The 24,207-nt window shown below is 56.3% G+C and carries 27 protein-coding genes; 9 read left to right on the forward strand and 18 right to left on the reverse strand.

The genetic code is table 11. The features are described from left to right. Positions 1–90 precede the first annotated feature (90 nt). Positions 91–471, forward strand: coding sequence for a dihydroneopterin aldolase (folB, locus tag ACWI0H_RS15890; RefSeq protein ID WP_101145228.1), 381 nt, complete (start codon positions 91–93; stop codon positions 469–471). After that, a complete protein-coding gene (folK, locus tag ACWI0H_RS15895) occupies positions 468–1,016 on the forward strand; it encodes a 2-amino-4-hydroxy-6-hydroxymethyldihydropteridine diphosphokinase (RefSeq protein ID WP_176304454.1) in 549 nt (182 codons plus the stop codon). Before folB ends, folK begins: the two co-directional genes overlap by 4 nt. Positions 1,017–1,020: 4 nt before the next feature. Here the strand turns inward: folK and ACWI0H_RS15900 are convergent, their stop codons facing one another. Then, a complete protein-coding gene (locus tag ACWI0H_RS15900; protein WP_336274130.1) occupies positions 1,021–2,157 on the reverse strand; it encodes a tRNA nucleotidyltransferase/poly(A) polymerase-related protein in 1,137 nt (378 codons plus the stop codon). 8 nt (positions 2,158–2,165) lie between these two features. Next, positions 2,166–2,981 (reverse strand): symmetrical bis(5'-nucleosyl)-tetraphosphatase, encoded by an 816-nt coding sequence (locus tag ACWI0H_RS15905; protein ID WP_176304452.1) that lies wholly within the window; start codon positions 2,979–2,981, stop codon positions 2,166–2,168. A 225-nt stretch (positions 2,982–3,206) separates the two neighbouring features. On the opposite strand from ACWI0H_RS15905, the gene ACWI0H_RS15910 reads away from it, so the two are divergent. Next, positions 3,207–3,386, forward strand: coding sequence for a hypothetical protein (locus tag ACWI0H_RS15910; RefSeq protein ID WP_336268472.1), 180 nt, complete (start codon positions 3,207–3,209; stop codon positions 3,384–3,386). Further along, the gene (locus ACWI0H_RS15915; RefSeq protein ID WP_336268471.1) at positions 3,386–4,861 is read left to right on the forward strand and encodes an FAD-dependent oxidoreductase; all 1,476 of its coding nucleotides are present in this window, start codon (positions 3,386–3,388) and stop codon (positions 4,859–4,861) included. The genes ACWI0H_RS15910 and ACWI0H_RS15915 overlap by 1 nt, the downstream gene beginning before the upstream one ends. Here the strand turns inward: ACWI0H_RS15915 and apaG are convergent. From apaG to ACWI0H_RS15940, 5 genes are read right to left on the reverse strand one after another with little or no spacing between them, the layout of a single operon-like run. Next, positions 4,830–5,207 carry a Co2+/Mg2+ efflux protein ApaG gene (gene apaG, locus ACWI0H_RS15920; RefSeq protein ID WP_008956340.1) on the reverse strand — a complete coding sequence of 126 codons (378 nt, stop codon included), beginning with the start codon at positions 5,205–5,207 and terminating at the stop codon, positions 4,830–4,832. The two genes, ACWI0H_RS15915 and apaG, sit on opposite strands and share 32 nt — an antisense overlap. Continuing rightward, on the reverse strand, positions 5,204–6,031 hold the full coding sequence (rsmA, locus tag ACWI0H_RS15925; RefSeq protein WP_035558921.1) for a 16S rRNA (adenine(1518)-N(6)/adenine(1519)-N(6))-dimethyltransferase RsmA: 828 nt from the start codon (positions 6,029–6,031) through the stop codon (positions 5,204–5,206). Before rsmA ends, apaG begins: the two co-directional genes overlap by 4 nt. 53 nt (positions 6,032–6,084) lie before the next feature. Then, positions 6,085–7,149 carry a 4-hydroxythreonine-4-phosphate dehydrogenase PdxA gene (pdxA, locus tag ACWI0H_RS15930; RefSeq protein ID WP_101145222.1) on the reverse strand — a complete coding sequence of 355 codons (1,065 nt, stop codon included), beginning with the start codon at positions 7,147–7,149 and terminating at the stop codon, positions 6,085–6,087. Further along, positions 7,149–8,174 (reverse strand): peptidylprolyl isomerase, encoded by a 1,026-nt coding sequence (locus tag ACWI0H_RS15935; protein WP_101145221.1) that lies wholly within the window; start codon positions 8,172–8,174, stop codon positions 7,149–7,151. Before ACWI0H_RS15935 ends, pdxA begins: the two co-directional genes overlap by 1 nt. Before the next feature lie 39 nt (positions 8,175–8,213). Then, on the reverse strand, positions 8,214–10,664 hold the full coding sequence (locus tag ACWI0H_RS15940) for an LPS-assembly protein LptD (protein WP_101145220.1): 2,451 nt from the start codon (positions 10,662–10,664) through the stop codon (positions 8,214–8,216). Between the two features lie 70 nt (positions 10,665–10,734). On the opposite strand from ACWI0H_RS15940, the gene ACWI0H_RS15945 reads away from it, so the two are divergent. The 5 genes from ACWI0H_RS15945 to speD all read left to right on the forward strand — a co-directional run bounded on the left by ACWI0H_RS15945 (position 10,735) and on the right by speD (position 14,424). Continuing rightward, a complete protein-coding gene (locus tag ACWI0H_RS15945) occupies positions 10,735–11,742 on the forward strand; it encodes an aminoglycoside phosphotransferase family protein (protein WP_101145219.1) in 1,008 nt (335 codons plus the stop codon). Beyond that, complete coding sequence (gene murU, locus ACWI0H_RS15950) at positions 11,742–12,422, forward strand: N-acetylmuramate alpha-1-phosphate uridylyltransferase MurU (RefSeq protein WP_472953370.1); 681 nt, start codon at positions 11,742–11,744, stop codon at positions 12,420–12,422. The genes ACWI0H_RS15945 and murU overlap by 1 nt, the downstream gene beginning before the upstream one ends. A 3-nt stretch (positions 12,423–12,425) precedes the next feature. After that, positions 12,426–12,836: a gamma-glutamylcyclotransferase family protein gene (locus ACWI0H_RS15955; RefSeq protein ID WP_472953372.1), complete on the forward strand. Its 411-nt coding sequence runs from the start codon at positions 12,426–12,428 to the stop codon at positions 12,834–12,836. A gap of 114 nt (positions 12,837–12,950) precedes the next feature. Then, the gene (locus ACWI0H_RS15960; RefSeq protein WP_008956332.1) at positions 12,951–13,370 is read left to right on the forward strand and encodes an OsmC family protein; all 420 of its coding nucleotides are present in this window, start codon (positions 12,951–12,953) and stop codon (positions 13,368–13,370) included. Positions 13,371–13,629: 259 nt separating this feature from the next. After that, a complete protein-coding gene (gene speD, locus ACWI0H_RS15965; protein ID WP_008956331.1) occupies positions 13,630–14,424 on the forward strand; it encodes an adenosylmethionine decarboxylase in 795 nt (264 codons plus the stop codon). Between the two features lie 62 nt (positions 14,425–14,486). On the opposite strand, the gene lpxL is transcribed toward speD, so the two are convergent. The 11 genes from lpxL to ftsB all read right to left on the reverse strand — a co-directional run bounded on the left by lpxL (position 14,487) and on the right by ftsB (position 24,008). Beyond that, complete coding sequence (lpxL, locus tag ACWI0H_RS15970) at positions 14,487–15,401, reverse strand: LpxL/LpxP family Kdo(2)-lipid IV(A) lauroyl/palmitoleoyl acyltransferase (protein WP_336274135.1); 915 nt, start codon at positions 15,399–15,401, stop codon at positions 14,487–14,489. Between the two features lie 12 nt (positions 15,402–15,413). After that, positions 15,414–16,514: an alanine racemase gene (alr, locus tag ACWI0H_RS15975; RefSeq protein ID WP_101145214.1), complete on the reverse strand. Its 1,101-nt coding sequence runs from the start codon at positions 16,512–16,514 to the stop codon at positions 15,414–15,416. A 144-nt stretch (positions 16,515–16,658) separates the two neighbouring features. Beyond that, positions 16,659–17,633 (reverse strand): RNA polymerase sigma factor RpoS, encoded by a 975-nt coding sequence (gene rpoS, locus ACWI0H_RS15980; protein ID WP_035558949.1) that lies wholly within the window; start codon positions 17,631–17,633, stop codon positions 16,659–16,661. Between the two features lie 165 nt (positions 17,634–17,798). After that, the gene (locus ACWI0H_RS15985) at positions 17,799–18,875 is read right to left on the reverse strand and encodes a peptidoglycan DD-metalloendopeptidase family protein (protein ID WP_101145213.1); all 1,077 of its coding nucleotides are present in this window, start codon (positions 18,873–18,875) and stop codon (positions 17,799–17,801) included. Between the two features lie 7 nt (positions 18,876–18,882). Then, positions 18,883–19,842: a DUF368 domain-containing protein gene (locus ACWI0H_RS15990; RefSeq protein WP_008956326.1), complete on the reverse strand. Its 960-nt coding sequence runs from the start codon at positions 19,840–19,842 to the stop codon at positions 18,883–18,885. Continuing rightward, positions 19,839–20,516 (reverse strand): protein-L-isoaspartate(D-aspartate) O-methyltransferase, encoded by a 678-nt coding sequence (locus ACWI0H_RS15995; RefSeq protein WP_101145212.1) that lies wholly within the window; start codon positions 20,514–20,516, stop codon positions 19,839–19,841. The genes ACWI0H_RS15990 and ACWI0H_RS15995 overlap by 4 nt, the downstream gene beginning before the upstream one ends. Continuing rightward, a complete protein-coding gene (gene surE / locus ACWI0H_RS16000) occupies positions 20,503–21,249 on the reverse strand; it encodes a 5'/3'-nucleotidase SurE (RefSeq protein WP_101145211.1) in 747 nt (248 codons plus the stop codon). The genes ACWI0H_RS15995 and surE overlap by 14 nt, the downstream gene beginning before the upstream one ends. A 183-nt stretch (positions 21,250–21,432) precedes the next feature. Beyond that, entirely contained in the window at positions 21,433–22,467 is a 1,035-nt protein-coding gene (gene truD, locus ACWI0H_RS16005) for a tRNA pseudouridine(13) synthase TruD (protein WP_101145210.1), read from the reverse strand. Continuing rightward, positions 22,460–22,948, reverse strand: a complete 489-nt coding sequence (gene ispF / locus ACWI0H_RS16010) for a 2-C-methyl-D-erythritol 2,4-cyclodiphosphate synthase (protein WP_485873937.1) — start codon at positions 22,946–22,948, stop codon at positions 22,460–22,462. The genes truD and ispF overlap by 8 nt, the downstream gene beginning before the upstream one ends. A 17-nt stretch (positions 22,949–22,965) precedes the next feature. Next, the gene (ispD, locus tag ACWI0H_RS16015) at positions 22,966–23,673 is read right to left on the reverse strand and encodes a 2-C-methyl-D-erythritol 4-phosphate cytidylyltransferase (protein WP_485873938.1); all 708 of its coding nucleotides are present in this window, start codon (positions 23,671–23,673) and stop codon (positions 22,966–22,968) included. Beyond that, positions 23,670–24,008, reverse strand: a complete 339-nt coding sequence (gene ftsB / locus ACWI0H_RS16020; RefSeq protein WP_008956320.1) for a cell division protein FtsB — start codon at positions 24,006–24,008, stop codon at positions 23,670–23,672. Before ftsB ends, ispD begins: the two co-directional genes overlap by 4 nt. Between the last annotated feature and the right edge of the window lie 199 nt (positions 24,009–24,207).

Raw genomic sequence — 24,207 nt, forward strand, 5'->3', positions numbered from 1 at the left:
CTTTATAGACCGTCTCGATAGCCTGGCTCGCTGTCGTTTAGCCCCATCCTAACGTACAATCGCCCGCTTGTTGCAGCTGGGGGAAGGCAGATGGATCGCATTTTGATTGAAGCGTTAACCGTCGACACAGTTATCGGTGTCTATGATTGGGAGCGTTCGATTCAGCAGTCGCTGAGCTTGGACTTGGTGCTGGCAACCGATATACGTTCAGCGGCAGCGACCGATGATTTACGCCTCACGCTGGATTACGCGGCCATTTGTCAGCGCATCCAGACATTTGCCGATGCTCATCAATTCGCCCTGGTCGAAACTTTCGCCGAACGCCTCGCAGAGTACCTGCGCACAGAATTTCCAATCAATTGGTTGCGCCTCACCGTGCGTAAACCCGGCGCAGTGCCCAACGCTGTCAGCGTCGGTTTGGAAATTACCCGCGGCGCCTTACCAGAGGCAACGCAGGAGCCCAGCGCATGAAGCTGGTTACTGTCAGCTTAGGCAGCAATATTTATCCCACTCGGCATATCCGCTACTGCCTTGATGCGCTCGCGGAGACCTTTGGCTCGCTGCAAATCTCACGTGTTTTTGAAAGCGAGCCAGTGGGTTTTACCGACAGCCGCAATTTCTATAATTTGGTAGTAGCCTTTCACAGTGACTGGTCACCCGGGGAGCTTCAGGCTTGGAGTAAGCAGCTGGAAATAGAACACGGTCGCCTTCCCGACACTGCTAAATTCAGCCCCCGCGCGTTGGATATCGACTTGCTTACCGTGGGCAGCCTCTGCGGCACCATCGATGATGTCACGTTGCCACGCAGCGAAATCACTCATAATGCGTTCGTGCTGCAGCCGCTTGCTGAATTGCTACCCACTGAACGCCACCCCTTGTGTGACACCTCTTACGCTTCGCTATGGAAAACCTTCGAACTAGGCAGCCAACGCCTCTGGGCGGTTGATTTTAGCTGGCGTGGCCGCTGGATCTCTCAGTCAGACGAGCTTCCTCGCTTGGCAGCGGCCCGTCGATAACCAGCTACTCAAGTGCCACCGCCACGACTTGCCCCCGCCGCACGCGTATTGCCTCACCCAGCGCTGCCCCCTGATATCCTTCCGCCATTAACGCCTGCGGCCCCACCTCGCGAGCCGCTAGCCAAGCGCTGCCAAGCCGCTTCACTTGCTCCGGCGCCAGCACGCTCACTAATGCCAACTGCGCCTCGACCTGCTCGGGCTTGCGCCAGCCATCCAACCGCTCCAGCCAATGCAGCACATTCGGGCCATCCAGTGGCGCGGTAAGCAGCGCATAAGTGAGCGCGGTATGACGGGCAAGCTGGGCCACGGCGTTAGGCAACTTTAACCGCGTTGCTAAGGCATCACGCTGTTCGGCGGTGAGCGGTGACACCAACTGCGCGTAGCGCCAGTGGGCCACTGCTAGCGTGCTGCTTTGGGGCGTTTGACCCAGCGCAGCTAAACCTTGCGGCAACACCGACCCCATAAGTTCGGGAAACCAGATGGGCAGCGCCTCACAGCGCTCTAGGGTGGTGAAATAAACGTCCGGGCTTGGTTCGCCCAGCGCCTTTTCGGTTTCCACCCACACCCGCTCGGCGGCCAAATGCTCAAGTTCACCGCTGTGGCTCACTTGGCGCATCAATGCCAGGGTTTCATCGGCTATGGTGAATCCCCGCGATGCATAGCGGGCTAAAAAGCGCGCAGTACGCAGTACCCGCAGCGGGTCTTCGCTAAACGCCATTGAGATATGCCGCAGCACACGCTGTTCAATATCGCCCTGCCCATTAAACGGGTCGGTTAACTCCCCCTCAATGCTCTGGGCAATTGCATTGATGGTTAGGTCACGGCGTAACAAATCCTCTTCCAGCGTGACATCGGGGCTGGCGTGAACATCAAACCCTGCGTAGCCGTGGCCAGACTTTCGCTCGGTGCGGGCAAGGGCATACTCCTCAGCTGTTTCTGGGTGCAAAAAAACCGGGAAGTCGCGACCCACTGGCTTAAAACCACGCTTGCGCATGGCCTCTGGCGTCGCCCCCACCACGACCCAATCATTATCGACAACCGACCAACCCAGCAAAGCGTCACGCACCGCGCCGCCTACACGATAAACCTGTAGGCCTGCTAAACGGGGGTCACTCCGTTTGTTAGTGTCACTTTTTTCCATTGTTTTCCCTATCTCCCCCGCTGCTGACTGGGCACGCTAGTGCGCTCGCCATTGGTCAGGTTTAGCGCGGTTAATCGCCCGCCCCAAACACAGCCTGTATCAAGCGCCTCGACGGGCACCTGCGCCTGAGGAGTCTCCCCTTCAAGGGCAGCCCAGTGGCCAAACAGCAGTTGAATATCATCGGCACGCGGGTATTGAAACCAAGGTAGAAAACCTTCTGGGGCACTATCAAGCCCCTCTTTCGCGGCAAACTCTAAACGCCCTTGGGCATCAATAAAGCGCATCCGAGTGAACACATTCACAATCAAACGTAGCCGGTCCATGCCTTCTAGATCGTCGCGCCAGATGTCCGGCTGGTTGCCGAATAGCTGGGTTAAAAACTGCCCTGATGTTTCACTCGCTAGCGCCGCCTGAACTTCCCGCCCGAGCGCTTCGGCCTGAGGAACGCTCCACTGGGGCAGCAGCCCGGCATGGGTCATTAGTATCCGGTGCTCAAACACGCTAAGGGGCTGGCTTTGAAGCCAATCCAGCAGTTCCTCCCGGTCAGGGGCACCAAGAATATCGCTCAGGGTGTCATTTTTTTTAAGCTTACCGCCACCACGGGCCACGACCAGCAAATGGAAGTCATGATTGCCCAATACGCTTTTTGCGGCGCTACCGAGCGCGCGCACCTCCCGCAAGCACGCTAAAGAACCGGGGCCGCGATTAATCAAATCGCCGACTAGCCAAAGCGTATCCCGCGCAGGGTTAAAACTGAGTTTCTCCAGCAGCGCTACGAATTCAGCATGGCAGCCATGTAAATCGCCGATCGCATAGGTGCTCATGCGTGAGGCCTTTTTAATGAAATGAATGGGCTAAATACTACCACCTCACTTGCCTGTTCTGCCTGCCGTCGGTTATTTATCTTGATGATTAACACTGGTGAAAGTAGCGAACGTGGATCACTATAAAAATGCGCGCAGGCGCTCTCAAGAGACACGTCCAGCAGCGAAATCGCCTTTCATAAGCATGGCTGCCTCGTCACTACTGTTAAGGAAAACGATACTCATATGGCTATGGATCATACGCGGCGTGGGCTACTACGGGTGGTTACCCTGGCGGGCATCGGCGCTGTAGTGCTGCCCGGTACAACACTGTTGCCGATCGCCCAGACCTTTACCGCTAAAACTTCCCCACCTATCGCTTCGGTGGTGGTGAACGGTTGGTTGCTTAAGGCTAGTGACCGCTGATGTATATCAATTTTGAGGCTATTAGCGAACAGCGTGACGCCGTGGATGTATGCATTATCGGCGCGGGTGCAGCAGGTATTTCCATGGCGGTCACCCTGTCGGAGCGGGGGCATCGCGTGCTGCTGTGCGAAGGTGGCGATGCGGACTACAGCGAACGCTCCCAGGATTGTTATCGGGGTGAAACCATCGGCGACCCTTATATTCCTTTATATGGCGCTCGCCTACGCCATTTAGGTGGCTCGACCAATCACTGGGGAGGCGTCTGTCGTCCGTTGGATCGCTATGACTTCACCGCCAAATCAGCTGCCAGCGAGACAGCTTGGCCCATTGGCCGTGATGCGCTTTCACCCTACTACCGCTCTGCCGCTAAGTTACTCGACTTGGCGACGACGCCCGCAGACCAATCCATCGCTGGGGCTGGGTTTAAACGCATCTATTTTTCTCTGGGCAACCCGACACGGCTGAAAGATAAATTTGCCGCTACGCTGCGCGATTCGATGACGCTTGAGTGCTGCTTAACGGCCAACCTAGTGGCACTGGAAACCCAAGATGGCCACGTCACCAGTGCCACTTTCAAGAATTACCAAGGGGACTACCGCTTGGTACATGCGCGCTATTTTGTGCTCGCCTGCGGCGGTATCGAAAACTCACGTTTGTTGCTGTGGTGCAACCAGCAAGCCAATGGACAGCTAATACCGCAGGCGGGCACGCTGGGGCGCTACTGGATGGAGCACCCTCACGCCACGGTGGGCAAGGCACTGTTGTTCAAGCCAGCGGCGCTGGGGCTAGACGACGAATACAACGTGTTTCTCTCCCCCACTGCTGCATCCCTCGATTCACGTCAAATACTCAACTGTGGGCTGCGCTTGCACCGTATGAACACTGAAACCACTCAGGCGCTGATTGATGAGCTCGCTGATCAAGCCCCTACGCTGGCGGGACGGATACGTGTCTGGCAAGCCCAAGGGCAGGTAATCCATGGCGTGGTATTAAGAGCCGCCTGGGAACAGGAGCCGCGCTTTGAGAACCGTATCGAACTGAGCGATGAGCTGGATGAACTGGGCGTTCCCCGCAGCCGCTTGGTATGGCAGCAGTCTGAGCTGGATCGCCGCACCATTCGCGAGAGCATGCTGCTGCTGGGTGAATACCTACGTGACAATGAGGTGGGCAGACTACAGATGGCTGATTGGCTTGCCGATACGCCTGTGCAACTGCCCACGGAAGGCGAACTAGCTGGACGTCACCACATGGGCGGCACGCGCATGAGCCTTGCTGCCGAGACGGGTATCGTTAACCCCGACTGCCGTCTATTTGCCCAGGAAAATTGCTACGTGGCGGGCTCCAGCGTGTTTGCCAGCGCGGGGCACGCCAACCCTACATTAACGCTAGTGCAGCTGGCCCTGCGGCTTTGCGATCATCTGGAGAGCAGGTTAACGCAGACATCTAGTGAAGCTGGAGCGGTACCGCCAACCTAAACGGTGTGATAGCCACTTCAAACGCGCGTTGCGTAGATGTGTCTAGCAACGTATAGGCGCCTTCCATGACTCCCACCGGCGTTTGAAGAATGGCACGGCTGGTATAGCGAAAGCTCTGGCCAGGGCCAATCAGCGGCTGCTGCCCGACGACGCCTTTGCCGCGCACTTCCTGGCACTCGCCGCTACCCTGGGTGATTTTCCAGTAGCGCGCCATGAGCTGCACGCTATGGGGGCTTTGATTATGGACGGTGATGGTATAGCTGAAGACGTAGCGCGACTCCGCATCATTGGACTCATCGGCACGGTAGCTAGGCGCAACGTTTACCTCGATAGTTAGACCACTCACGCTTGGCTGCCCCGCTCACTGCTCGCCTGCTCATCGGCGGCGACTCGATTGGCAATCGCCACGTACTCGGCGACCGTCAGTGTTTGCGGACGGCGGATAGGATCAATACCTAATTCTTCAAGGATTTCAGGGCTCACGCGCCCTTTAAAGTTATTGCGCAGCGTTTTGCGCCGCTGTCCAAACGCGAGCTTTACCAACTCAAACAGCAGCGTGGGGTCTTCTGCTGTATGAGGCAGGGTCGCATGAGGCGTTAAACGCACAATGGCCGACTCAACCTTGGGCTGCGGCACAAAGGCTTCCGGCGGCACAATAAATAGCTGCTCGACACTACAGTAGTACTGCGCCATGACCGAAAGACGCCCCCAATCAGCACCGCCCGGTTCAGCAGCCAAGCGCTCAACGACTTCTTTTTGCAGCATGAAGTGCATATCTTCTATCGCACTTCCTGCGGCAAGCAGGTGAATTATCAACGGCGTGGAGATGTTGTAAGGCAGATTACCCACCACGCGCAGCGCAGGCCCATCGCCTTTCAGCGCGGCAAAATCAAACTTCAGCGCATCGCCTTCGTGTATCACAAAGTCGGGGTAGTTAAAAAACTGCACGCGCAGGCCAGGGATCAGATCGCGGTCGAGCTCAATGACTTCTAAATGCCCTGCCGCTTCCAGCAGCGGCTCGGTCAGTGCACCCTGCCCTGGGCCAATTTCGACAAGGCGATCCGTCGAGCGCGGGCCAACGGCACGAACGATCCGCGAAATAATGCCAAGGTCGCGCAAAAAGTTCTGACCAAAGCGTTTACGAGCGCGGTGTTGGGGCACAGTAGACATCAAACGGTGTTCCTTGGAGTGCGGATTCAATCGGGAGTATTTCGCAGCAAACGCTAGACAGTAGCAGACAACCGCTGGGTAGATAGACGGCGTGCAAGGGCGATAGCGACTTTCAGGCTGCCGGGGTCTGCCACGCCTTTGCCAGCCAGATCCAACGCGGTGCCATGGTCGACCGAAGTGCGTACCAATGGCAAGCCCAGGGTAATATTGGCAGCCTGACCAAAGCCTGCATATTTTAACACTGCCAAGCCCTGGTCATGGTACATCGCCAACACTGCATCGACACCTGCCAAGTGCCGCGGGGTAAATAGTGTGTCGGCGGGCAACGGGCCAAGGATATCCATTCCCTCAGCGCGAAGGGCATCAAGCGCGGGAATAATAATATCCAGCTCTTCGTGGCCCAGGTGGCCATTTTCACCGGCATGCGGGTTTAAGCCACACACTGCAATGCGCGGTTTAGCAATCCCGAACTGGTGCTGCAAACCAATCGCCAGTAAGCGACTAATGCAAGTGACCCGCTCAAAGGTGATAGCGTCGGCGACGTTGCGCAGAGGCAAGTGGGTGGTCACCAGAGCAACACGTAAATCGCCACTACCCTGCCAGCTTGGCGATGCCGCATGTAGCGCCGCGTCGGTGGCCAGCATCATCACGACGTCATCAACGCCACAGGCATCACGCAGCCATTCGGTATGGCCGGTAAAGCCAGGGTGACCGCCGTCAATAATTACGCCTTTGTGCAGCGGTGCGGTCACCATGGCAGCGGCGAGGCCGTGTTGACAAGCATCGACCGCCATTGCCAGGGTGGCAAGTACGTAATCGGCGTTAGCTGGATTAAGCACACCTGGCGAGGAAGGGGCATTAAGAGCGACGGACCAAACAGGTAAGGCATTGTCGCCACTTGGGCACTCACCCACCGAACACTCTACCACCGTAACATCCAGCCCCAGCGCAATTGCGCGCTGGCGCAGCATTTCCGGATCGCCAATGGCCACGGTATTTGGAGGAAGCCCCCCCCCGGCTGCAAGCATTAGCGTTAGTTCAGGACCGATGCCCGCTGGTTCGCCGGTGGTGATGACCACCGGCAGCGCGCTATCAGCCCTTGAAGTCCCAGCTACCATTAGAGACGAACATCAACAAAAGCCTGTGAGCGAATCTCTTGCTGCCAGGTTTCAAGCTCTTCGTTCGCGCGACGCTGGAAGATCGCTTGGCGAACCTGCTCGCGCTGACTCTCCTGAGTAACGTTCTGGCGGCGACGCTCTTCCACCTCAATCACGTGGTAGCCGAACTGAGAGCGCACCGGCTGGGATATCTGGTTAACGCCTAGGTCACGCATTGCTTCCTCAAACGCAGGAACAGTTTGCCCTGGGCGCACCCAGCCAAGCTCACCCCCGTTGAGTGCAGTGCCGCTGTCATCGCTATACTCGCGCGCCACGGAGGCAAAATCATCTCCCTGAGACAAGCGCTGGCGCACTTCTTCGGCTCGCGCTCGCGCCTGGTTTTCATCGCGATTAGGCGTCAGCTCGATTAATACGTGGCGGGCCCGCGTCTCTTCAATGAAGTTCTGCTCGCCGGCCTGCCCCTGCTGCTGGTCAAGAAAACGCTCAACGTCACGATCACTAACCGTCACACGATTACTGATTTGGCGCTGCTGCACCTGACGCATCAGCATTTCGCGGCGAATATCTTCGCGCACGCTCGCCAGCGTCATGCCGTCAGCTTCCACGGCATCAGCAAACTCATCCAGCGTCATACCGTTGGATTCGGCAATCGAGCGCACCTGACCGTTTAGCTCAGTATCATCAATCGTCAGACTGGCATCTTCCGCCATTTGTAGCTGAATCTCTTCCATCACCATACGCTCAAGCACTTGCCGCTCAAGCTGGGAGCGGGGAGGAAGATTACCGCCCTGCGTCTGGGCCTGCTGCTCAATTTGCGCCATACGATCATCCAATTCGCTGCGCATGATCACATCGTTATTGACCACGGCCACGACACTATCCAATGCCTGACGCTGAGTGGATTGGAAATTCTGCGCCTGGAGTGTCAGCGGCGCCAACGCAAGGCCAGCGCCAACGCAGAGGGCGAGTAGGCTACCCGCAGAGAGCTGTTTCATTCGGCCTAGCAAGGGCTTTCTCATTTTCATTACAAACGTCTCTTTCATTAGCCATTCTATGGAAGTCATTTACAGGGCGGTCGGACGATAGCCAGGAATGGTCTGTTCAAAATAGCTGTCCGCATTCTGGCCAACGCCACCTAAGCCACGGAACACGAAGCGCAAAAAAAGCCCGCGATCATTAAAATCATCATCAATGCGGGCAGTATCATCGTCATCGACCCATTCACGCCAAACAAGCTGCAGGCCATAACAGCAGTTATTCCACTGCACGCCTGCCAGCTGCTCAAGCGAGCGGTCATTGGTTTGATCGTGAAGGTAGCGACCGATCAAATCAATGCTAGTGCTGGCTTTCCAGGCAAACGACAGATCCCACTCTTCACGGTTATAGTCGCGAAAGCCGTCGTCGCCCTGCAACACACCCGGGTCAAATCCTTCGATCTCCCAACGGTAGCCAAGGTTCACTACGTGCCCTTCGGGATGGCGATAACGTACATCAACGCTTGAGCGTTCGGTGCGATCACGGTGATCATCGTAGAGCCATTCGTAGCCACTGCTCCAGCGATCATTAATTTGCCAATCAAGGCGGGTCACTAGTGGTGAACGATCCCGGGTGGCCTGATAGTAGCTTTCAGGATTAACGTTGGGGTTTTCTTCCGGCCGATCCGGCAGCGTATCCGCATCGCCTTCGCTATCGATTCGGCGATCATCAAAGTAAACACTCTGCCCGACCCCAAACGAAAGTCGATCACGACCGGACGCATCCTCAAGTAGGCGCGACTGCACGCCATAAGAGAGCCGGTTGAGATCACCCACGCGGTCAGTGCCGGAAAAGCGCTGGGCGGACCAGAGCTGATCCCAGGAGAACACACGTTCTCGACTGTCAAAGTCCGGCAGCTCAGTTTGATCGGTACGTGGCACGTAGGCGTAGTTCAGACGCGGTTCCAAGGTTTGGCGATAGTCGCGCCCGCCGAGGGCCAGCTCGCGCTCAAAGACCAACCCGCTATCGATTGAGGTCAGCGCAATGCTGCGGCTGGGCGAGTCACCCCGCTCCGTTTCTCGCTCGCCATAATCCAACTCATAGGCGGTGTTCCACAGTTCAGTACGCGGCTCTAAATAGCCCCAAGGCCGTTCAAAGCGCCAGCCAACAACAGGCGTAAGGTGCAATCGGCTACCGGTGGCCGCCTCACGCTCCGGCACACGGCGCTCATCCACATCGCGCCAAAAATAGGTCGCATTAGAGCGCCACTGGGTGTAGAGGCCGTTGTCGAACTGCCAGTTCGCGTTGGCACTCAGGCTCGGCAGTTGATAAAAGGGCTTATCGCTATCGCTGAGCGGGTCTTCCAGACGCTGAAAGCCTTGGGCACGGGCATCTAACTGCCAGCGCTGGCCACGGTAATCGACCTGGGCCAAGCGCTCCATGCTGGCGCGATCACTTTCACCGAACTCGCCACCAAAGTCATCAAAATAGCGCCCGTCGCTGGCCGCACCATAGCGCAGCCGGTAAATGCTACGCTCGTTTACCCGCCCTGCATGGCGGGCATCCACATACCAACGATCCTCACCTTCAAAGCGATTTTCTCCACCGCCGGAGCCGCCGTTATCACTATTTAAATAGCCGCCTTCGACGATGCCCGCACTCTCTTCAAACAAGTAGCGGTACTCACCGTTCATTAGCAACCCGTGGTCGCTCATCCAGCGCGGCGTGATGGTTGCATCGTGGTTAGCAGCAATATTCCAATAAAATGGCTGAGTATAATCAAAACCGTCTGTTGAAAAGCCGATTGACGGGGACAGGAGCCCGGTGTGACGACGATCGTCAATGGGAAAACGTAGCCAAGGCCAGTAAAACACCGGGACATCTTTAACATGCAGTCGGGCATGACGCGCGGTGCCAAAGCCTTCTGCTTGGTATAATCGAATATCACTGCTCACCAATTCCCAGCTATTGGCGCCTGGGTCACAGGTCGTGAAGCTGGCGTCCTGCAGACGATACTCGCCCTCTGCCGTCTGCTCTAACTGATTTGCCTGACCGCGCAGGTGCTGGTCGTAAAGCACATAATGGCTATTCCCCAACGTCGCCCGGTCTTCGTTTAGCCTCAGCATCGCCTGCTCGCCGCGCACCAATGCACGTCCGTCACGTATGGCGATATTGCCTTCAGCATCGACCTGCTCACGGTCGGCGGGTAAAAAGACACGCTCCGCTTCTACTTCCTCATTGCCGCGCCGAAGCACCACATCACCGCGCAACAACGCCTCGCCATTGGCGGCGTAATCGACGTCGCTGGCCTCAAGTGAGAGGGTTTCCGGGTTCTCTTCCGCGGGTAAGCGGTAGCTGGGCATCACGTAGCGCCCCCGGCACAATTGATTGGCCGCCTCTTCTTCCCCCCAGGCTTGCCAGTCTAACGCCTCTGCGGGCATGTTTTGACCTTGAGCCACCGCTGTAAACGAGGCGCCAGCAAGCAAACTGCCCATCAGCGTATGCGCAACTGGCAACGTGCGCGAAAATCGCTTGCCCATGTTCGTTATCCTTGGCATCCAGAATCGGTATTATACAGCCCGCATGATGCCCGACCAGCAAGGAGCTTGCATGTCCTCTTATCGGATTAACGCCCTCACCACGTGGGCTGCCCAACAAAACGGCCTTTCCAAGGCCGATATTACGCTTTCATCCGCCGTGGGCGATGCAAGTTTCCGGCGTTATTTTCGCCTCACATTACCCGACGGCTCTACCCAGGTAGTAATGGATGCCCCGCCTGAACAGGAGGACTCACACCCTTTTGTCGCCATCGCCCAACGTTGGCACAGCGCAGGCTTGGCGGTACCCAAGGTGCATGCCGCCAACTTGGCGGACGGCTTCCTGCTGCTTGATGACCTGGGCAACACACCGCTACAAAACTTGTTTACCGACGACGCTACCACACAGGCGTACCATGCGCAGGCCCTAACGCTCATCGCCGAGCTGCAAAACCGCGCCAGCCCCGAATCACTGCCCGCTTATGATAGGGCGCTGCTTGGCCGGGAGCTCGATCTGTTTCCCGAATGGTGCTTGGGTGCTTGGCTGAAGCTACCGCCACCCGAAAGCTGGCACCCCCTGCGCGAGCAGCTTATTCAGCAAGCGCTGGCCCAGCCGGTGGTCAGTGTGCACCGCGATTTCGATGCTATGAACCTGATGGTACACGACCAGCGTTTATTCATGATCGACTTTCAGGACGCGGTGGCAGGCCCGCTAAGCTACGACCTTATCTCATTGTTGCGGGGGCGCTACTGCCGCTTTAGCGATGAGGAGTTTAGCGACTTCGTCAGCGCATTTTATCAGCAGGCCCGCCGTGATGGTCGTCTTCCCAGCCGGGTCGATTTTGCCACCTTCCTAATCCAGTGCCATGCCATGGCCGCTCAGCGCTCGCTGAAAGTGCTGGGCATATTTTGCCGTTTAACGCTACGCGATCAAAAAAGTGGCTATCTTGAGCGCTTGCCGCACTTTTTGGATCATCTGGAGGATAGTCTTTCGTTCCTGACCGAGCAGACTGATTTCACTGAGTGGGTCACGCTCACCTTTCGCCCCGCCCTCATGAAACGACTAGCGGAAATGACGTAATGAAAGCAATGATCTTAGCCGCAGGGCTCGGCAAGCGGATGCGACCGCTCACGGATCACTGCCCCAAGCCCCTGTTACCCGTCGCGGGTAAGCCGCTCATCGTGCATCATCTGGCGCGTCTTCACGAAGCGGGGATTCATGAAGTCGTCATTAATGTCAGCTACCGTGCCGAGCAGATTATTGATGCCCTGGGTAATGGCGATGCTTTTGGGCTGCGTATTCATTGGAGCCGTGAAACAGAGCCTTTGGAAACCGGTGGCGGTATTCAGCAAGCCCTACCGCTGCTGGGTGAAGCACCTTTTCTACTTATTAACGGCGATGTCTGGTGTGAAGCGTTGCCCAACGTACAAGCGCTGCAAGGCGATGATTTAGCGCATTTGGTGCTGGTAGATAATCCTTCCCACCACCCCGACGGCGATTTTGGGCTAGCGGGAGGGCGCGTTAATCAAACCAGCAATGAGCGGTTGACCTTCGCGGGCATCAGTGTGATTCACCCAGCATTGTTAGCCGGTCAGCCTCAGGGCGCCTTTACATTAGCGCCACTGCTCAGGACCGCTATTGATGACCAACGGGTGAGTGGGGAACATTACACGGGGCAATGGGTCGATGTGGGCACGCCTGAACGGCTGGCGGCATTGGAAAGCCAGCTCCAATTCCAACGACCGCGCGGGAAGGACTAGCCGATGCATCCAGACTATTTACGTGAGGCAATCGCTGATACGCCCCGCGTAGCGGTCTATGGCACGCTGAAGCAGGGTTTCAACAACGCCCACTGGTTAAACGGCGCCAGGCGACTGGGGAGCGACACCACCCGCGCCCTCACGCTCTATGATATCGGCCCCTACCCCGGCGCAAAATGGCAGCCATCCAAAGGCGTCACTATAGAGGTTTATGAGGTCAGCGTTGGCCAGCTGGCCCAGCTAGACCGGCTGGAGGACTACCGTATCGATGCCCCCGCGCAGGGCGAGTATGACCGCCAGCAAATAGCCACCCGCTTTGGTCGTGCCTGGGTCTATCTTTACAATCCGGAAGTGGCGGATAAGCGAGCCATTTGCGAAGGCGGTTGGGAGATGCCTTACACTGACCATGATTAATAATGCCGGTGATGAAAAACAGGGACATTGAGAAGAGCCCCGAGAAGAGGCGCGCAGGCCAAGAAATGTTATGCTGCGCGACTTACCTTTCGTCGCCTAGATGAGGAGAGCCGCGTGAAAGCACGGGTAAAATGGACAGAAGGCCGTCAATTTGTGGCGGAATCCGGTAGCGGGCACAGCGTTGTCATCGACGGTCCGCCCGACCACGGTGGCCGCAATACGGGGCCCCGCCCCATGGAAATGCTGTTGATGGGCATGGGCAGTTGCACCGCTTTTGACATCTTGAACATTCTCGATAAAGCGCGTGCCAATGTCACCGACTGTGTCGCGGAACTTGACGCTGAACGCGCTGATGAAGTGCCCGCCGTCTTTACCAAGATCCACGTTCATTTCGTAGTGACTGGGCATGCATTGAAAGAGAAGCAGGTTCAGCGCGCCGTTGAACTCTCTGCTGAAAAGTACTGCAGCGCGTCGATCATGCTGGTTAATGGCGGCGTAGAGATCACTCACTCTTTTGAGATTATCGAGGCTTGAGCGGCTGTTTGCACGGGCAGCGCTTGGCTCTCTCGGCTAGCGCCGCCGCTTGCCCAACCGCGGCGGCAAAAAAAGTAGTTCAGTCGGATGCAAGCAATCGCCTTGACGGGCATAATACGCCCGCTTGTTTTACCTTCACCTGTGCTGTCACCGCCCTGCTTTATCGGGTGGGGTTACACCGCAGCGATGGTGGCAACGTCTTATCGGTTCCGGCGCTGGCTCGTCGGGGTGTCTTCACCTGCCATAAGGAGGCTCGGACATGACAGATAATCTCCGACTCCACGGGTTTAACAACCTGACAAGCTCTTTGAGCTTCAACATTTACGACATTTGTTACGCCAAAACCGAAGAGCAGCGTGCGGCTTATATCGACTATATCGATGAGCTCTACAACGCCGAACGTTTGACGCAGATCCTGAAAGACGTCACCAACATTATCGGCGCTCATGTGCTGAATATCGCCCGCCAGGACTATGAGCCCCACGGCGCAAGCGTGACGATCCTGATTGCCGAGCATGAGCTGGATGACGCCGCGCCTGAGCAGATTAAGCCGGGCCCCGGTCCACTGCCAGAAACGGTGGTTGGGCACTTAGATAAGAGTCACGTTACGGTGCACAGCTATCCTGAGTCGCATCCTGACAACGGCATCAGCACCTTCCGTCTCGATATCGATGTCTCGACCTGTGGTCATATCAGCCCGCTTAAAGCGCTGAACTACCTGATCCACAGCTTCGACTCCGACATTGTCACCATGGATTATCGGGTACGCGGCTTCACCCGTGACGTAGACGGCAAGAAGCTGTTTATTGATCACGGCATTACCTCCATCCAAGACTACCTTGCTGACGATACCAAGCATGCGTATCAGATGATGGATGTAAACGTGTATCAGGAAAACATGTTCCATACCAAGATGCTGCTCAAAGATTTCGAGCTGGAAAATTACCTGTTCGGTACGTCTCGCCGCGATATTACCTTTGAAGAAGCACGTGATATTGAGAGCCGTTTGCGTAAAGAGATGCTGGAGATTTTTTACTCTCGTAACTTGGATTAAGCGACGCCTCTGAATGCCAAAAGCCAGCTAACGCTGGCTTTTTTTGTGGCGCTTATATGGGATCAATAAACGCTGGGCTCGCCTTCGGGGCGGGTCTTAAAGCGTCTATGCAGCCACAGATATTGCTCCGGGTGCTTGCGAATGGCCTGCTCAATAAACTGATTGACCTTGGTCGCATCGGCTACCTCGTCATTGCTCGGAAACCCTTCTAACGCTGGCAGGCTCTCGATGGTGTACGTCGCATTATCAGGGTTGCGGTGAAACATCATCGGCACCACCGACGCGCCGGTCATACGCGCAAGCTTGGCCGTTAAGCGAATCGTCGCAGCCTGCTGACCAAACAACGGTGCAAACACACTGACATCGCGGCCAAAATCCTGATCCGGCGAGTACCACACCATCCGGCCTGCCTTAAGCTGCCGCACAGCCCCACGCAGATCGTAACGGTCAATCGCGACTCCAAAGTTGCGTCCACGAGCGCGAGTCATAAAGCGCTCAAACAGCGGGTTGTTATGCGGGCGATAGACAGCGTCAGCAGAGAAAAATAGCGCGTGTAAGGCACCGCCTAAATCGAGCGATGAGAAGTGAACACCGATAATGACCACCCCTTTGCCTCGCGCCTGAGCACGGGCCATGTGCTCTTCGCCAATATAAGCAACTCGGTGGCGTAAGCTTTCGCCATTTCGACACCAGCCCGTCGCGGTTTCGACGAGACCAATGCCATTAGCGATGAATGACTCTTTGACGAGTTGCCGCTGTTGTTCGGCGCTCTTTTCGGGAAAGCACAGCGCTATATTGGTGTCGGTAATGCGCCGCCGCCGCTTGGCAAAGCGCCATGCGAGCAACCCAAGCCCTTTGCCAATACTCATTTTTAGCCGCCAGGGCAGCCAGGCGGCAACATACATGGCACCAATCCCGAGCCAAGTGGGCCAGTAACGCGGGTGGGCAAACGAACGTGGATAACGTGATTTTGACATAAAAACAACCGTTTAATCAGAACGCCCATGATAACGCCGAGGCGCCCGGGGCAGTACCCCCGTCAGCAGGGTATAGCTGATCGTATCGCAGTAACGGGCCACTTCATCCACCGGCAGTACTTCGCCGTTGCTAGCGCTACCCCATAATACGACTTCGCTGCCAATGGCGGCATCGGGCACGTCTGTTACATCCACCGTGAGCATATCCATAGAGACTTTACCGGCAATCGCGCAGCGTTGGCCGTTTACCAGCACTGGCGTACCATCGCGGGCATGGCGGTCATAGCCGTCACCGTAGCCGCAGGCAACCACGGCAATGCGTGAACGCCGCGGCGCACGCCAGCGCCCGCTGTAGCCCACGGGCTCGCCCTCTTCTAGCTCTCGCAGGGCGATAATTTCAGAGCGCAGAGTCATCACTGGCTTCAGTTGCCGGGTGATGTCATTGGCGACTTCTAAGGGGTCGCTGCCGTAGAGCATGACGCCTGGCCGGTTCCAGTCACCATGTGCCACCGGCCACGCCAAGGTCGCCGGTGAGTTGGCTAGGCATAGCGGCGCTTCTAGCTCACTGGTCAACTCCTGGAGCCGTGCCATTTGCTGAGTGAAATAACGGCTATCCTGAGCATCGGCAGTGGCAAAATGGCTCATCAGGTGCAGCGAAGCCACACTCGGCGCAGCAAGAAGCTGGCGCCAGATGGCAGCGGCCTCTTCAATGGCAAAGCCCAGGCGGTGCATGCCGGAGTCGACTTTTAACCATACCGGGATGGGCTGGCGTGGCGTGGCCGCCAACAGTGCATCAACCTGCCACTGGCTATGCACCGCGATCCAGAAACCGTGGGTGTCCACCAGCGCCAACTCATCAGTACTGAAGATGCCTTCAAGCAGAACGATAGGCTTCGTAATGCCACCTTTACGCAACGCGAGAGCCTCTTCGATACAGGCGACGGCAAACGCGGGAGCATGGGCCTCCAGCGCTTGAGCGCACGCTAGCGCACCATGCCCGTAAGCATCAGCTTTGATAACGGCCACTGAGCGGCTTTGGGGCGCACAGCGGCACGCCAATTGATAGTTGTGACGCAGCGCGTCCAGATCAATATCGGCCACAAGGGGGCGCATAGGTTTTCTCACTTACCTGATTCAGCAATAAATGCTTATTAACAAAAAATGTCAGCGATAAAAAACCGAGCAAGCACCTATAGGTACTTGCTCGGCTTAGAGGGAAGGCGCGTTTAATAATCACCTTTGTTGCGCTTCAAACACTTAAGTTTCAAACAAAGCTTCTAACGAGAGACCCTGTTTTTCCAGCGAACGACGCAGCTTTTTCAGCGCTTCGACTTGAATCTGGCGAACTCGCTCGCGGGTTAAACCGATTTCGGCGCCCACTTCTTCCAGGGTGGCGGATTCGTGGCCGCGTAAGCCAAAGCGGCGCACGACAACTTCACGCTGTTTTTCGCTCAGCTCATCAAGCCAAAGATCAACGTGCTCTTTGACATCGCCATCCACCAGACGCGCTTCAGGCCCCTGCACCTCATCGTCGGTCAACGTATCGATCAGCGGCTTATCGCTCTCACCGCCCATCGGGTAATCAACGGACGATACGCGCTCATTGAGGCCGAGCATCTTTTTGACCACCTCGACCGGTTTGTCCAGGTGCTCGGCGATCTCTTCAGCAGTGGCCTCATGGTCAAACTTCTGGGTCAATTCGCGCGCCGCGCGCAGGTAGATATTGAGCTCTTTGACCACATGAATCGGCAAACGGATTGTACGCGTTTGGTTCATCAACGCGCGCTCAATGGTTTGTCGAATCCACCAAGTGGCATACGTTGAAAAACGAAAACCCCGTTCGGGGTCAAACTTTTCAACGGCGCGGATCAAGCCCAAATTACCCTCTTCGATCAAATCCAGCAGCGTTAAGCCGCGGTTAAGGTAGCGGCGGGCAATCTTCACCACCAGCCGCAAATTGGACTCAATCATCCGTGAGCGTCCCAGCGGGTCGCCCTTACGCGCTAATCGGCCGTAATATACTTCCTCTTCTGGCGTTAATAATGGCGAAAAGCCGATTTCGTTGAGGTAGATTTGCGTTGCATCCAAGCTTTGGGTCGATTGTCGATCCTCACGCCCTAGCGCTTTTTCAAAAGCATCTTCTTCTACCGCGATGTCATCATCGGTATTATCAAGTGCCTCCTCAGCAGCCTCCAGGTCAACCTCCTGTAGATCTTTCTCCAACATACTCATGGCCTTACCCCCGTGTTTCGCCTACCCGCCATTTAGAAAGTCAAAGGGGTGCGCTCTAAGGCGCACACCATATTGTTATGTGACAATTGTTATATGACGCTCGAATACAGCGATTCGGGCAACTTCCAAGTTAAACGCTGGCCTTCCACGCTACCGGTGAGTGCATTAGCGGGAAGGCAGAAAGTCCATGGGATCTTGAGGCTGGCCATCACGGCGAACCTCGAAGTGCAATCGGACATTTTCTGCGTCACTATCCCCCATCGTCGCAATCACTTCACCCGCTTCTACCACGTCATTTTCACTGACCCGTAAGCTATCGTTATGCGCATACGCACTCAGGAATTGGTCGTTGTGCTTGAGAAGGATGAGGTTGCCATAACCCCTGACGCCGCTGCCCGCATAAACCACAATACCGGGCCCAGCTGCTTTAACAGGTTGCCCCTTTTCACCGGTGATATCAATCCCGGCAGTGATGCTATCGCCTTGTCCAAATGCCCCGACGACGTTGCCATCGGCAGGCCATTGCCAATTGATCGTTTCAGCAGGCGTATAGGTACGCGAAGAGCGGTCAACGCTGGCACTTTGTGTAGCTGGAGCAGCTTCAGGCTGTGGCTCGGGTTCTGATACTGGCTGCGGTTCAGGTTCTGACGCTGGCTCAGGTTCCGGCTGAGCGGCAGGCTCAGGTTCGGCAGCTGCGACCACTTCAGGCTCAGGCGTGGAGGAAGAGGTATTTTCTTCACTGCTAGGCGAAGAATCAGCCACTTGTTCCGCAGCCTCTACGGCATCGCGTTCAGCGGTTAGGCGCTGGTTACGTTGAATCGCGGATTCGTCGGGCAACAGCCAGTCGAGTTCCTGGTCATCACTCGCAACAGAGGCTGCTTGCGGATTCAGTCCGGTCGCCACGGCGCCACCACCATTGTTATTAGCGGCAGGCTGGCTACTGGCGACTGATGACGTTGAGGCGCCTTCGCGCAGGGCAATGGTTTGCCCTGGCCGAATTTGGTACGGCGCATCAATATTGTTCATTGCCGCCAACTGGCGATAATCCAAATTGTGCTGCCATGCGATGCCATACAGCGTGTCGCCCGCTTTAACGGTGTACTGGGGTGAGTTTTCCACCGCTTGGCGTGCTTGGCTTAAATCACGCACTTGAGGGCTTCCGCCTTGTTGGCTGGCACAACCCGCAATTGTTAATGCCAGCGCCGACATCATCAGTACTTTAAGACTATAACCTTTACGCATATAAACCTTACTCCTTTTCAGCGCCAAGCTTGGTATCGATGGGCCGACGATCCGCGTGTCGGTTGAGTAACACAACAATGAGTGCCCCCAAGGCCATTAGCGCGACAACGCCAGCTACTTGTGCCGAGGCACCGGTCAATACGGCATAGTCAGCGGGCAACAAATAACGGTGCTCCAAAGGGATCATTTGCCCTTCTGGCCCTATTTGATAGCGTAACAGTTCACGCCATGGCCAGAGAACCGGTAACGAACCGACAATAAACCCCAGTAGCAGTTGCATGGTCGAGGTATGGTGGCGCCGTAACAACCAGGACAACAAGCGTGAAAACAACGCTAAACCCACCACACAGCCCATTCCAAACAGAATAATAATGCCCAGATCAAAGCTGCGAATTGCTCCCATGATGGTGCCGTAGAGCCCCATTGTCAGCAATAGAAAACTGCCTGATACCCCTGGCAGGAGCATGGCGCTGATGGCAATGCAGCCTGCCACCATCACTACCAGCGCCTCGTTGCCCAGCAGCAGCACCAGCGGCATCATGCCTGGCAACGCTTGGGCGAGCACTAACCCCACCAACAATGGCAGCAGATACCATAGTTTCCAGCCGCTACTTGCCTGCCCGACCACCAGTGCGGAGGCCGCTACAAGGCCAAAAAAGAACCCGTCCAACAGTAGTGGATGCGCTTCCATCAACCATAGTGCTAAATGCGCAACGCTAAATAGACTAACCGCAACACCTGCCAATAGCGGTACCAGAAAGGCTAGGTTCAAATGGAGACTCAGGGCTTTCCAGCCACCTTGACGCCATACACCAATCGCACTTGGGCCAAATTGCTTGATGGTGTTAATCAGCTCTTCATAGATACCGCTAATAAACGCAATCGTACCTCCCGACACACCGGGTACCGCATCGGCGGCGCCCATCCCTGCGCCACGTAAAAATATTCCCAAGGGTTGCCGCTTCAATCCACTACTCCTTGTAGTAAAGGTACAAAACGTACGGGCTCAAGCCGCCGTTTTTCAAAGGCACTGCCGATGCGCTTTACCTGAGTAAGCCACTGGCTGCCATCGGGATCTTCCAAGGGGGCGATCAACACCCCGTCGTAACTCAATTGCTCTAGTAGCGATGTGGGCAATGTATGAGCGCAGGCGGTTAGCAAAATAACATCAAACGGTGCCACTTCAGGCCAACCATAGCCTCCATCCGCCACTGCTAGTGTGGCTGGGGCCGTAAGCCGCCGTAACCGCTCAGCCGCACGCTCGTACAACGCACCAATGCGTTCAATGGAGTAGAGCTCTTCTACCAAGCGCGACAATATTAACGTTTGATAGCCAGACCCGGTGCCCAGTTCCAATACCCGGCGGGGCCCGGCGCGCAACACGAGCTCGGTCATCCGCGCCACAATGAACGGCTGCGATAGCGTTTGGCCAAAGCCAATCGGTAAGGCGGTATCTTCATAGGCGCGGTGCGCCAGCGCCTCATCCACAAACAGATGACGCGGTTCACTGGCCATGACCTCTAGCACGCGGGCATCGTTGATGCCTTGCTGCATGAGGCGCTCGACCATTCGGTCTCGGGTACGCTGTGAGGTCATACCGCGACCGCGCAGCTCAGCAGGGGAGATATCAGGCAAAAACATCCAACCAATCCTGCACATCGTTAAGCGCGGGGTGGCGCGTCAGGTCTGTTTGTAACGGTGTAATCGATACAAAGCCCGCTTCAACAGCGGCAAAATCGGTATCTTCACCATCATCGGCATTGGCTGCTACCGGCGCAATCCAATAGCGGGTACGCCCCCGCGGGTCTTGTACTGGCAACGGTTTTTCGGCTGGTCCGCGGTACCCAAGGCGGGTAACTTTAACGCCTTTGATCTCTTCCCAGGGTACATCGGGGACATTGACGTTAAGCAGCGTACGCGGCGGTAGCGAGAGTTGATCCGCGGCGCCAATCAAGGTGGCGGCCACTCTTCCGGCGGTAGCGAAGTGGCGCTCGCCGCATAGCGACATGGCAATCGCGGTCATGCCTAGGTTGCGCCCTTCCATCGCCGCCGCAACGGTGCCGGAATAGAGCACATCGTCGCCCAGGTTACTGCCGTGATTAATCCCTGAGATCACTAAATCAGGTTTTTCATCCCATACACCGTGAACGCCTAAATAGACGCAGTCGGCAGGGGTACCATCAACGCTATAAAAGCCGTTATCAAGCGCCGTCAATGAAAGCGGCCGTGACAAGGTAAGCGAATTACTGGCACCGCTGCGGTCTCGGTCAGGCGCCACCACGCGCATATTGGCGTGCGACAGCAGCGCATCGTGTAGCGCACGCAACCCAGGCGCGTAAACACCGTCATCATTTGAAAGCAGTAGTCGCCGCATAGTGGCTCTCCCTTTTTTATATGCACAAGTTATATGCACAAGAGTCATTAGCGCCAGCGTCATAAGCACACAGCATAAACGCGAAAGGTGACAACTCCTATCCATCACTTTTAGTAAACTTTTTAACGTCTTATAGCTATTCTGACGACTTATAACCGTTCTGACGACTGACGTCGCCCACCGCTATCCACTCATCTCTATCAGCTCACCAAGCACAGCGGTAGCAAAGCTACCGCGAGGCAACGCAAACGAAAGCCGTACGGCATCAGCTTCCCAAGTAAGCTGTGGTTCCAGCAGCCGCATCCGCAGCGCACGGCGTGCCTGCTTAACCCCGCAGCGCTCCAAACCACTACACAAGCCAGGATACTGCTGCTGCAAATACGTTTCATAGCTAGCAGCGTCACCCTGACCGGCTTCGCCAACGCCCCAGAGCACCCCCGTTGGATGCACATCCAGCGCCATGGCGCGGGCCTGAAGCGTCGCATCGGTGGCTTCAATACCAAACACGCTTTGCGTGCCGTCCAACATTAAGGTGTCGCCTGCCAGGGGTTGCGTCCAAGTGCCATCCGCAACGCGAGTGCTGAGCAGTTCGTTAAACAAAAAGCTGCGCGCGGTAGAAAGCATCATACCTTGACGGTCGTCCCGTTTACGCCAACCTCTGTTAAGTAGTGCTTCTGCGCGCTGAAGATTATGCCCTTCATGACCAAAGCGCTGGGGGCCGAAATAGTTGGGCACACCAGACTGACAAAGCGCTTCCCAGCGGCTGATAAAGTCGTCGCTTGCTATGGCCTTACCGCTTAGGCGTAAGACGAATCGATTAGTGCGGTGAACCCCGCGCTTAAGCTTACGCGGGTGGCGCGCCTGCTCAACCACCGTGATGCCCTGGGCATTAAGCGATTGCTCTAAGTCAGGCGGCGCATCGCGCCCTGGCAGATGCACGCTCAGCCACTGGCGGGTCACGGCAATACGATCCTTCATCCCGGAGTAACCAATATCACGGGGTGTTACGTCACAAAGCCGACTTAACAACTTAGCCACTTCTAACGTGGATTGGTTACGTTTTTCAACCCGCAACCACAGGTGTTCCCCGTGCGCCTCGGGAGTAAAATCCAACTGTTCGTCAACCCAGAAGTCTTCCGCCTGAGCACGGTATTGACCGGCTTTAGGCGGGCCGAACAGAGGATCTAAGCAACGCTGCCAGACAGGCATATTAATCATTAAGCGCCTCTGCACGGTCTAGTAGCACCACTGCCTCAGCAGCAATACCCTCACCGCGCCCGGTAAAGCCCAGCCGCTCGGTAGTGGTGGCTTTAACGTTAACCTGGCTAAGCGCGACGCCTAAGTCAGCGGCAATGATGGCCCGCATTGCATCAACATGAGGCGCCATTTTAGGCGCTTGCGCCATTAGCGTGGCGTCCAGATTGACCACGCCATAGCCCTGGCCCTGAATAAGAGTGACCACATGGCGCAGCAGTTCGCGGCTATCAGCCTCCGCCCACGTTGGGTCGGTATCGGGAAAATGACGGCCAATATCGCCCAACGCACAGGCACCTAACAGCGCATCGCTCACAGCGTGCAGCAGCACATCGCCATCGGAGTGCGCCACGAAGCCATGGTCAAATGGCAGCTTAACGCCACCGATCATCAGGTGATTGCCGGGGCCGAAACGGTGGACATCGAATCCGTGGCCAATACGCATTACTAAGCTCCTAATGATTAAAGCCTGTCAGGCAGGTTAGCGGCTTGGGCCGCCATAATCGCAGCTGCCAGCGCTAAGTCGTCTGGGTGGGTAATTTTCAGGTTGTCGCGCCGCCCGCTTACTAATTGCGGCCGTTCGCCCAGGGCTTCGACTGCCGAGGCTTCATCAGTTACCAGTGTTTGCTGCTGGCGGGCGGTTTCCAGTGCACGCCGCAGCAGCGCGTAACGAAAACCTTGGGGCGTTAGCGCATGCCATAAGCCATCCCGGGGTTCTGTTCGCGAGCTCAGGCTCTGGTTATCGGCACGCTTCATGGTATCGGCTACCGGCATCGCCAAGAGCGCGCCAGCGGGGTGTGTCGAAGCGGCTTGATAGAGCGCCTGCAGGTCGTTCACGGTAATACAGGGACGTGCCACATCATGCACCATCACTACATCGTCACCCTCGGCCGTCATGGCGTGCAGCGCATTTAACACGCTGTCCATTCGCTCGTTGCCACCGGGTACTCGCTGCCAGTCCGCAAAAGGTACCCAGCCCGGTGAAAACCAGCGGTCATCAGCATCTAAACAGAGTACCAAGCGGGCGTGGGGAAAGGCGTGATGCAGCCGAGCCAAGGTATGCGCCAACACCGGCTGTTCATCGGCCAAGGTTAAATACTGTTTAGGCTTGTCTGCCCCCATGCGGCGACCTTGGCCCGCCGCAGGAACGATTAGCCAGGTTTGGCTCACTGTGCCGGCTCCTGGGGAGCGACCAGACCCGCATTAATACCGATCAGCTCATTCTCAATTGCCACACCAGGCACCCAGAAAAATTGTTCATCGGTACGCACCATGCCCATATCGCTACGCGCCCGTTCCTCTATGGCGTCTAAACCGTTTTTTAAATCCGTCACTTCGGCCGCCAGCCGCGCATTGCGCTCGCGCATGGGTACATTGGCCGCTTCTTGCACCGCCACACGTTGCTCCACACGCTGTAAATCGCTCCAGCCGCCGTTACCTAGCCACAATTCGTATTGAAGCAGTGCCACCACCGCGAGCAATGTTATCACTAGCCATTTGCGCATCATTGCTCTCCCTTGGTATATCGGCTGGGTTTATTAAAAGCACTGGCTGAATCAACCTCTGCGCTGATCCGCTAAAGAGCGCTTATCGGCGCGCATTATGCCATTAAGGGGCAACACCAGCGAGCCGCGCCTTACTTTAATGTCGGTTTTAATAGCGGTTTTAATAGCAGTTTTAATATCGACTTAAATGACGGCGTAA

Source organism: Halomonas sp. NYA30 (assembly GCF_976980765.1).

What these genes read in the sequence shown, in the direction of transcription:
- folB (WP_101145228.1), top strand. Translation starts at nt 91, where the DNA reads ATGGATCGCATTTTGATTGAAGCGTTAACCGTCGACACAGTTATCGGT.
- folK (WP_176304454.1), top strand. Translation starts at nt 468, where the DNA reads ATGAAGCTGGTTACTGTCAGCTTAGGCAGCAATATTTATCCCACTCGG.
- ACWI0H_RS15900 (WP_336274130.1), bottom strand. Translation starts at nt 2,157, where the DNA reads ATGGAAAAAAGTGACACTAACAAACGGAGTGACCCCCGTTTAGCAGGC.
- ACWI0H_RS15905 (WP_176304452.1), bottom strand. Translation starts at nt 2,981, where the DNA reads ATGAGCACCTATGCGATCGGCGATTTACATGGCTGCCATGCTGAATTC.
- ACWI0H_RS15910 (WP_336268472.1), top strand. Translation starts at nt 3,207, where the DNA reads ATGGCTATGGATCATACGCGGCGTGGGCTACTACGGGTGGTTACCCTG.
- ACWI0H_RS15915 (WP_336268471.1), top strand. Translation starts at nt 3,386, where the DNA reads ATGTATATCAATTTTGAGGCTATTAGCGAACAGCGTGACGCCGTGGAT.
- rsmA (WP_035558921.1), bottom strand. Translation starts at nt 6,031, where the DNA reads ATGTCTACTGTGCCCCAACACCGCGCTCGTAAACGCTTTGGTCAGAAC.
- pdxA (WP_101145222.1), bottom strand. Translation starts at nt 7,149, where the DNA reads ATGGTAGCTGGGACTTCAAGGGCTGATAGCGCGCTGCCGGTGGTCATC.
- ACWI0H_RS15935 (WP_101145221.1), bottom strand. Translation starts at nt 8,174, where the DNA reads ATGAAAATGAGAAAGCCCTTGCTAGGCCGAATGAAACAGCTCTCTGCG.
- ACWI0H_RS15940 (WP_101145220.1), bottom strand. Translation starts at nt 10,664, where the DNA reads ATGGGCAAGCGATTTTCGCGCACGTTGCCAGTTGCGCATACGCTGATG.
- ACWI0H_RS15945 (WP_101145219.1), top strand. Translation starts at nt 10,735, where the DNA reads ATGTCCTCTTATCGGATTAACGCCCTCACCACGTGGGCTGCCCAACAA.
- murU (WP_472953370.1), top strand. Translation starts at nt 11,742, where the DNA reads ATGAAAGCAATGATCTTAGCCGCAGGGCTCGGCAAGCGGATGCGACCG.
- ACWI0H_RS15955 (WP_472953372.1), top strand. Translation starts at nt 12,426, where the DNA reads ATGCATCCAGACTATTTACGTGAGGCAATCGCTGATACGCCCCGCGTA.
- speD (WP_008956331.1), top strand. Translation starts at nt 13,630, where the DNA reads ATGACAGATAATCTCCGACTCCACGGGTTTAACAACCTGACAAGCTCT.
- lpxL (WP_336274135.1), bottom strand. Translation starts at nt 15,401, where the DNA reads ATGTCAAAATCACGTTATCCACGTTCGTTTGCCCACCCGCGTTACTGG.
- alr (WP_101145214.1), bottom strand. Translation starts at nt 16,514, where the DNA reads ATGCGCCCCCTTGTGGCCGATATTGATCTGGACGCGCTGCGTCACAAC.
- rpoS (WP_035558949.1), bottom strand. Translation starts at nt 17,633, where the DNA reads ATGAGTATGTTGGAGAAAGATCTACAGGAGGTTGACCTGGAGGCTGCT.
- ACWI0H_RS15985 (WP_101145213.1), bottom strand. Translation starts at nt 18,875, where the DNA reads ATGCGTAAAGGTTATAGTCTTAAAGTACTGATGATGTCGGCGCTGGCA.
- ACWI0H_RS15995 (WP_101145212.1), bottom strand. Translation starts at nt 20,516, where the DNA reads ATGTTTTTGCCTGATATCTCCCCTGCTGAGCTGCGCGGTCGCGGTATG.
- surE (WP_101145211.1), bottom strand. Translation starts at nt 21,249, where the DNA reads ATGCGGCGACTACTGCTTTCAAATGATGACGGTGTTTACGCGCCTGGG.
- truD (WP_101145210.1), bottom strand. Translation starts at nt 22,467, where the DNA reads ATGATTAATATGCCTGTCTGGCAGCGTTGCTTAGATCCTCTGTTCGGC.
- ispF (WP_485873937.1), bottom strand. Translation starts at nt 22,948, where the DNA reads ATGCGTATTGGCCACGGATTCGATGTCCACCGTTTCGGCCCCGGCAAT.
- ftsB (WP_008956320.1), bottom strand. Translation starts at nt 24,008, where the DNA reads ATGCGCAAATGGCTAGTGATAACATTGCTCGCGGTGGTGGCACTGCTT.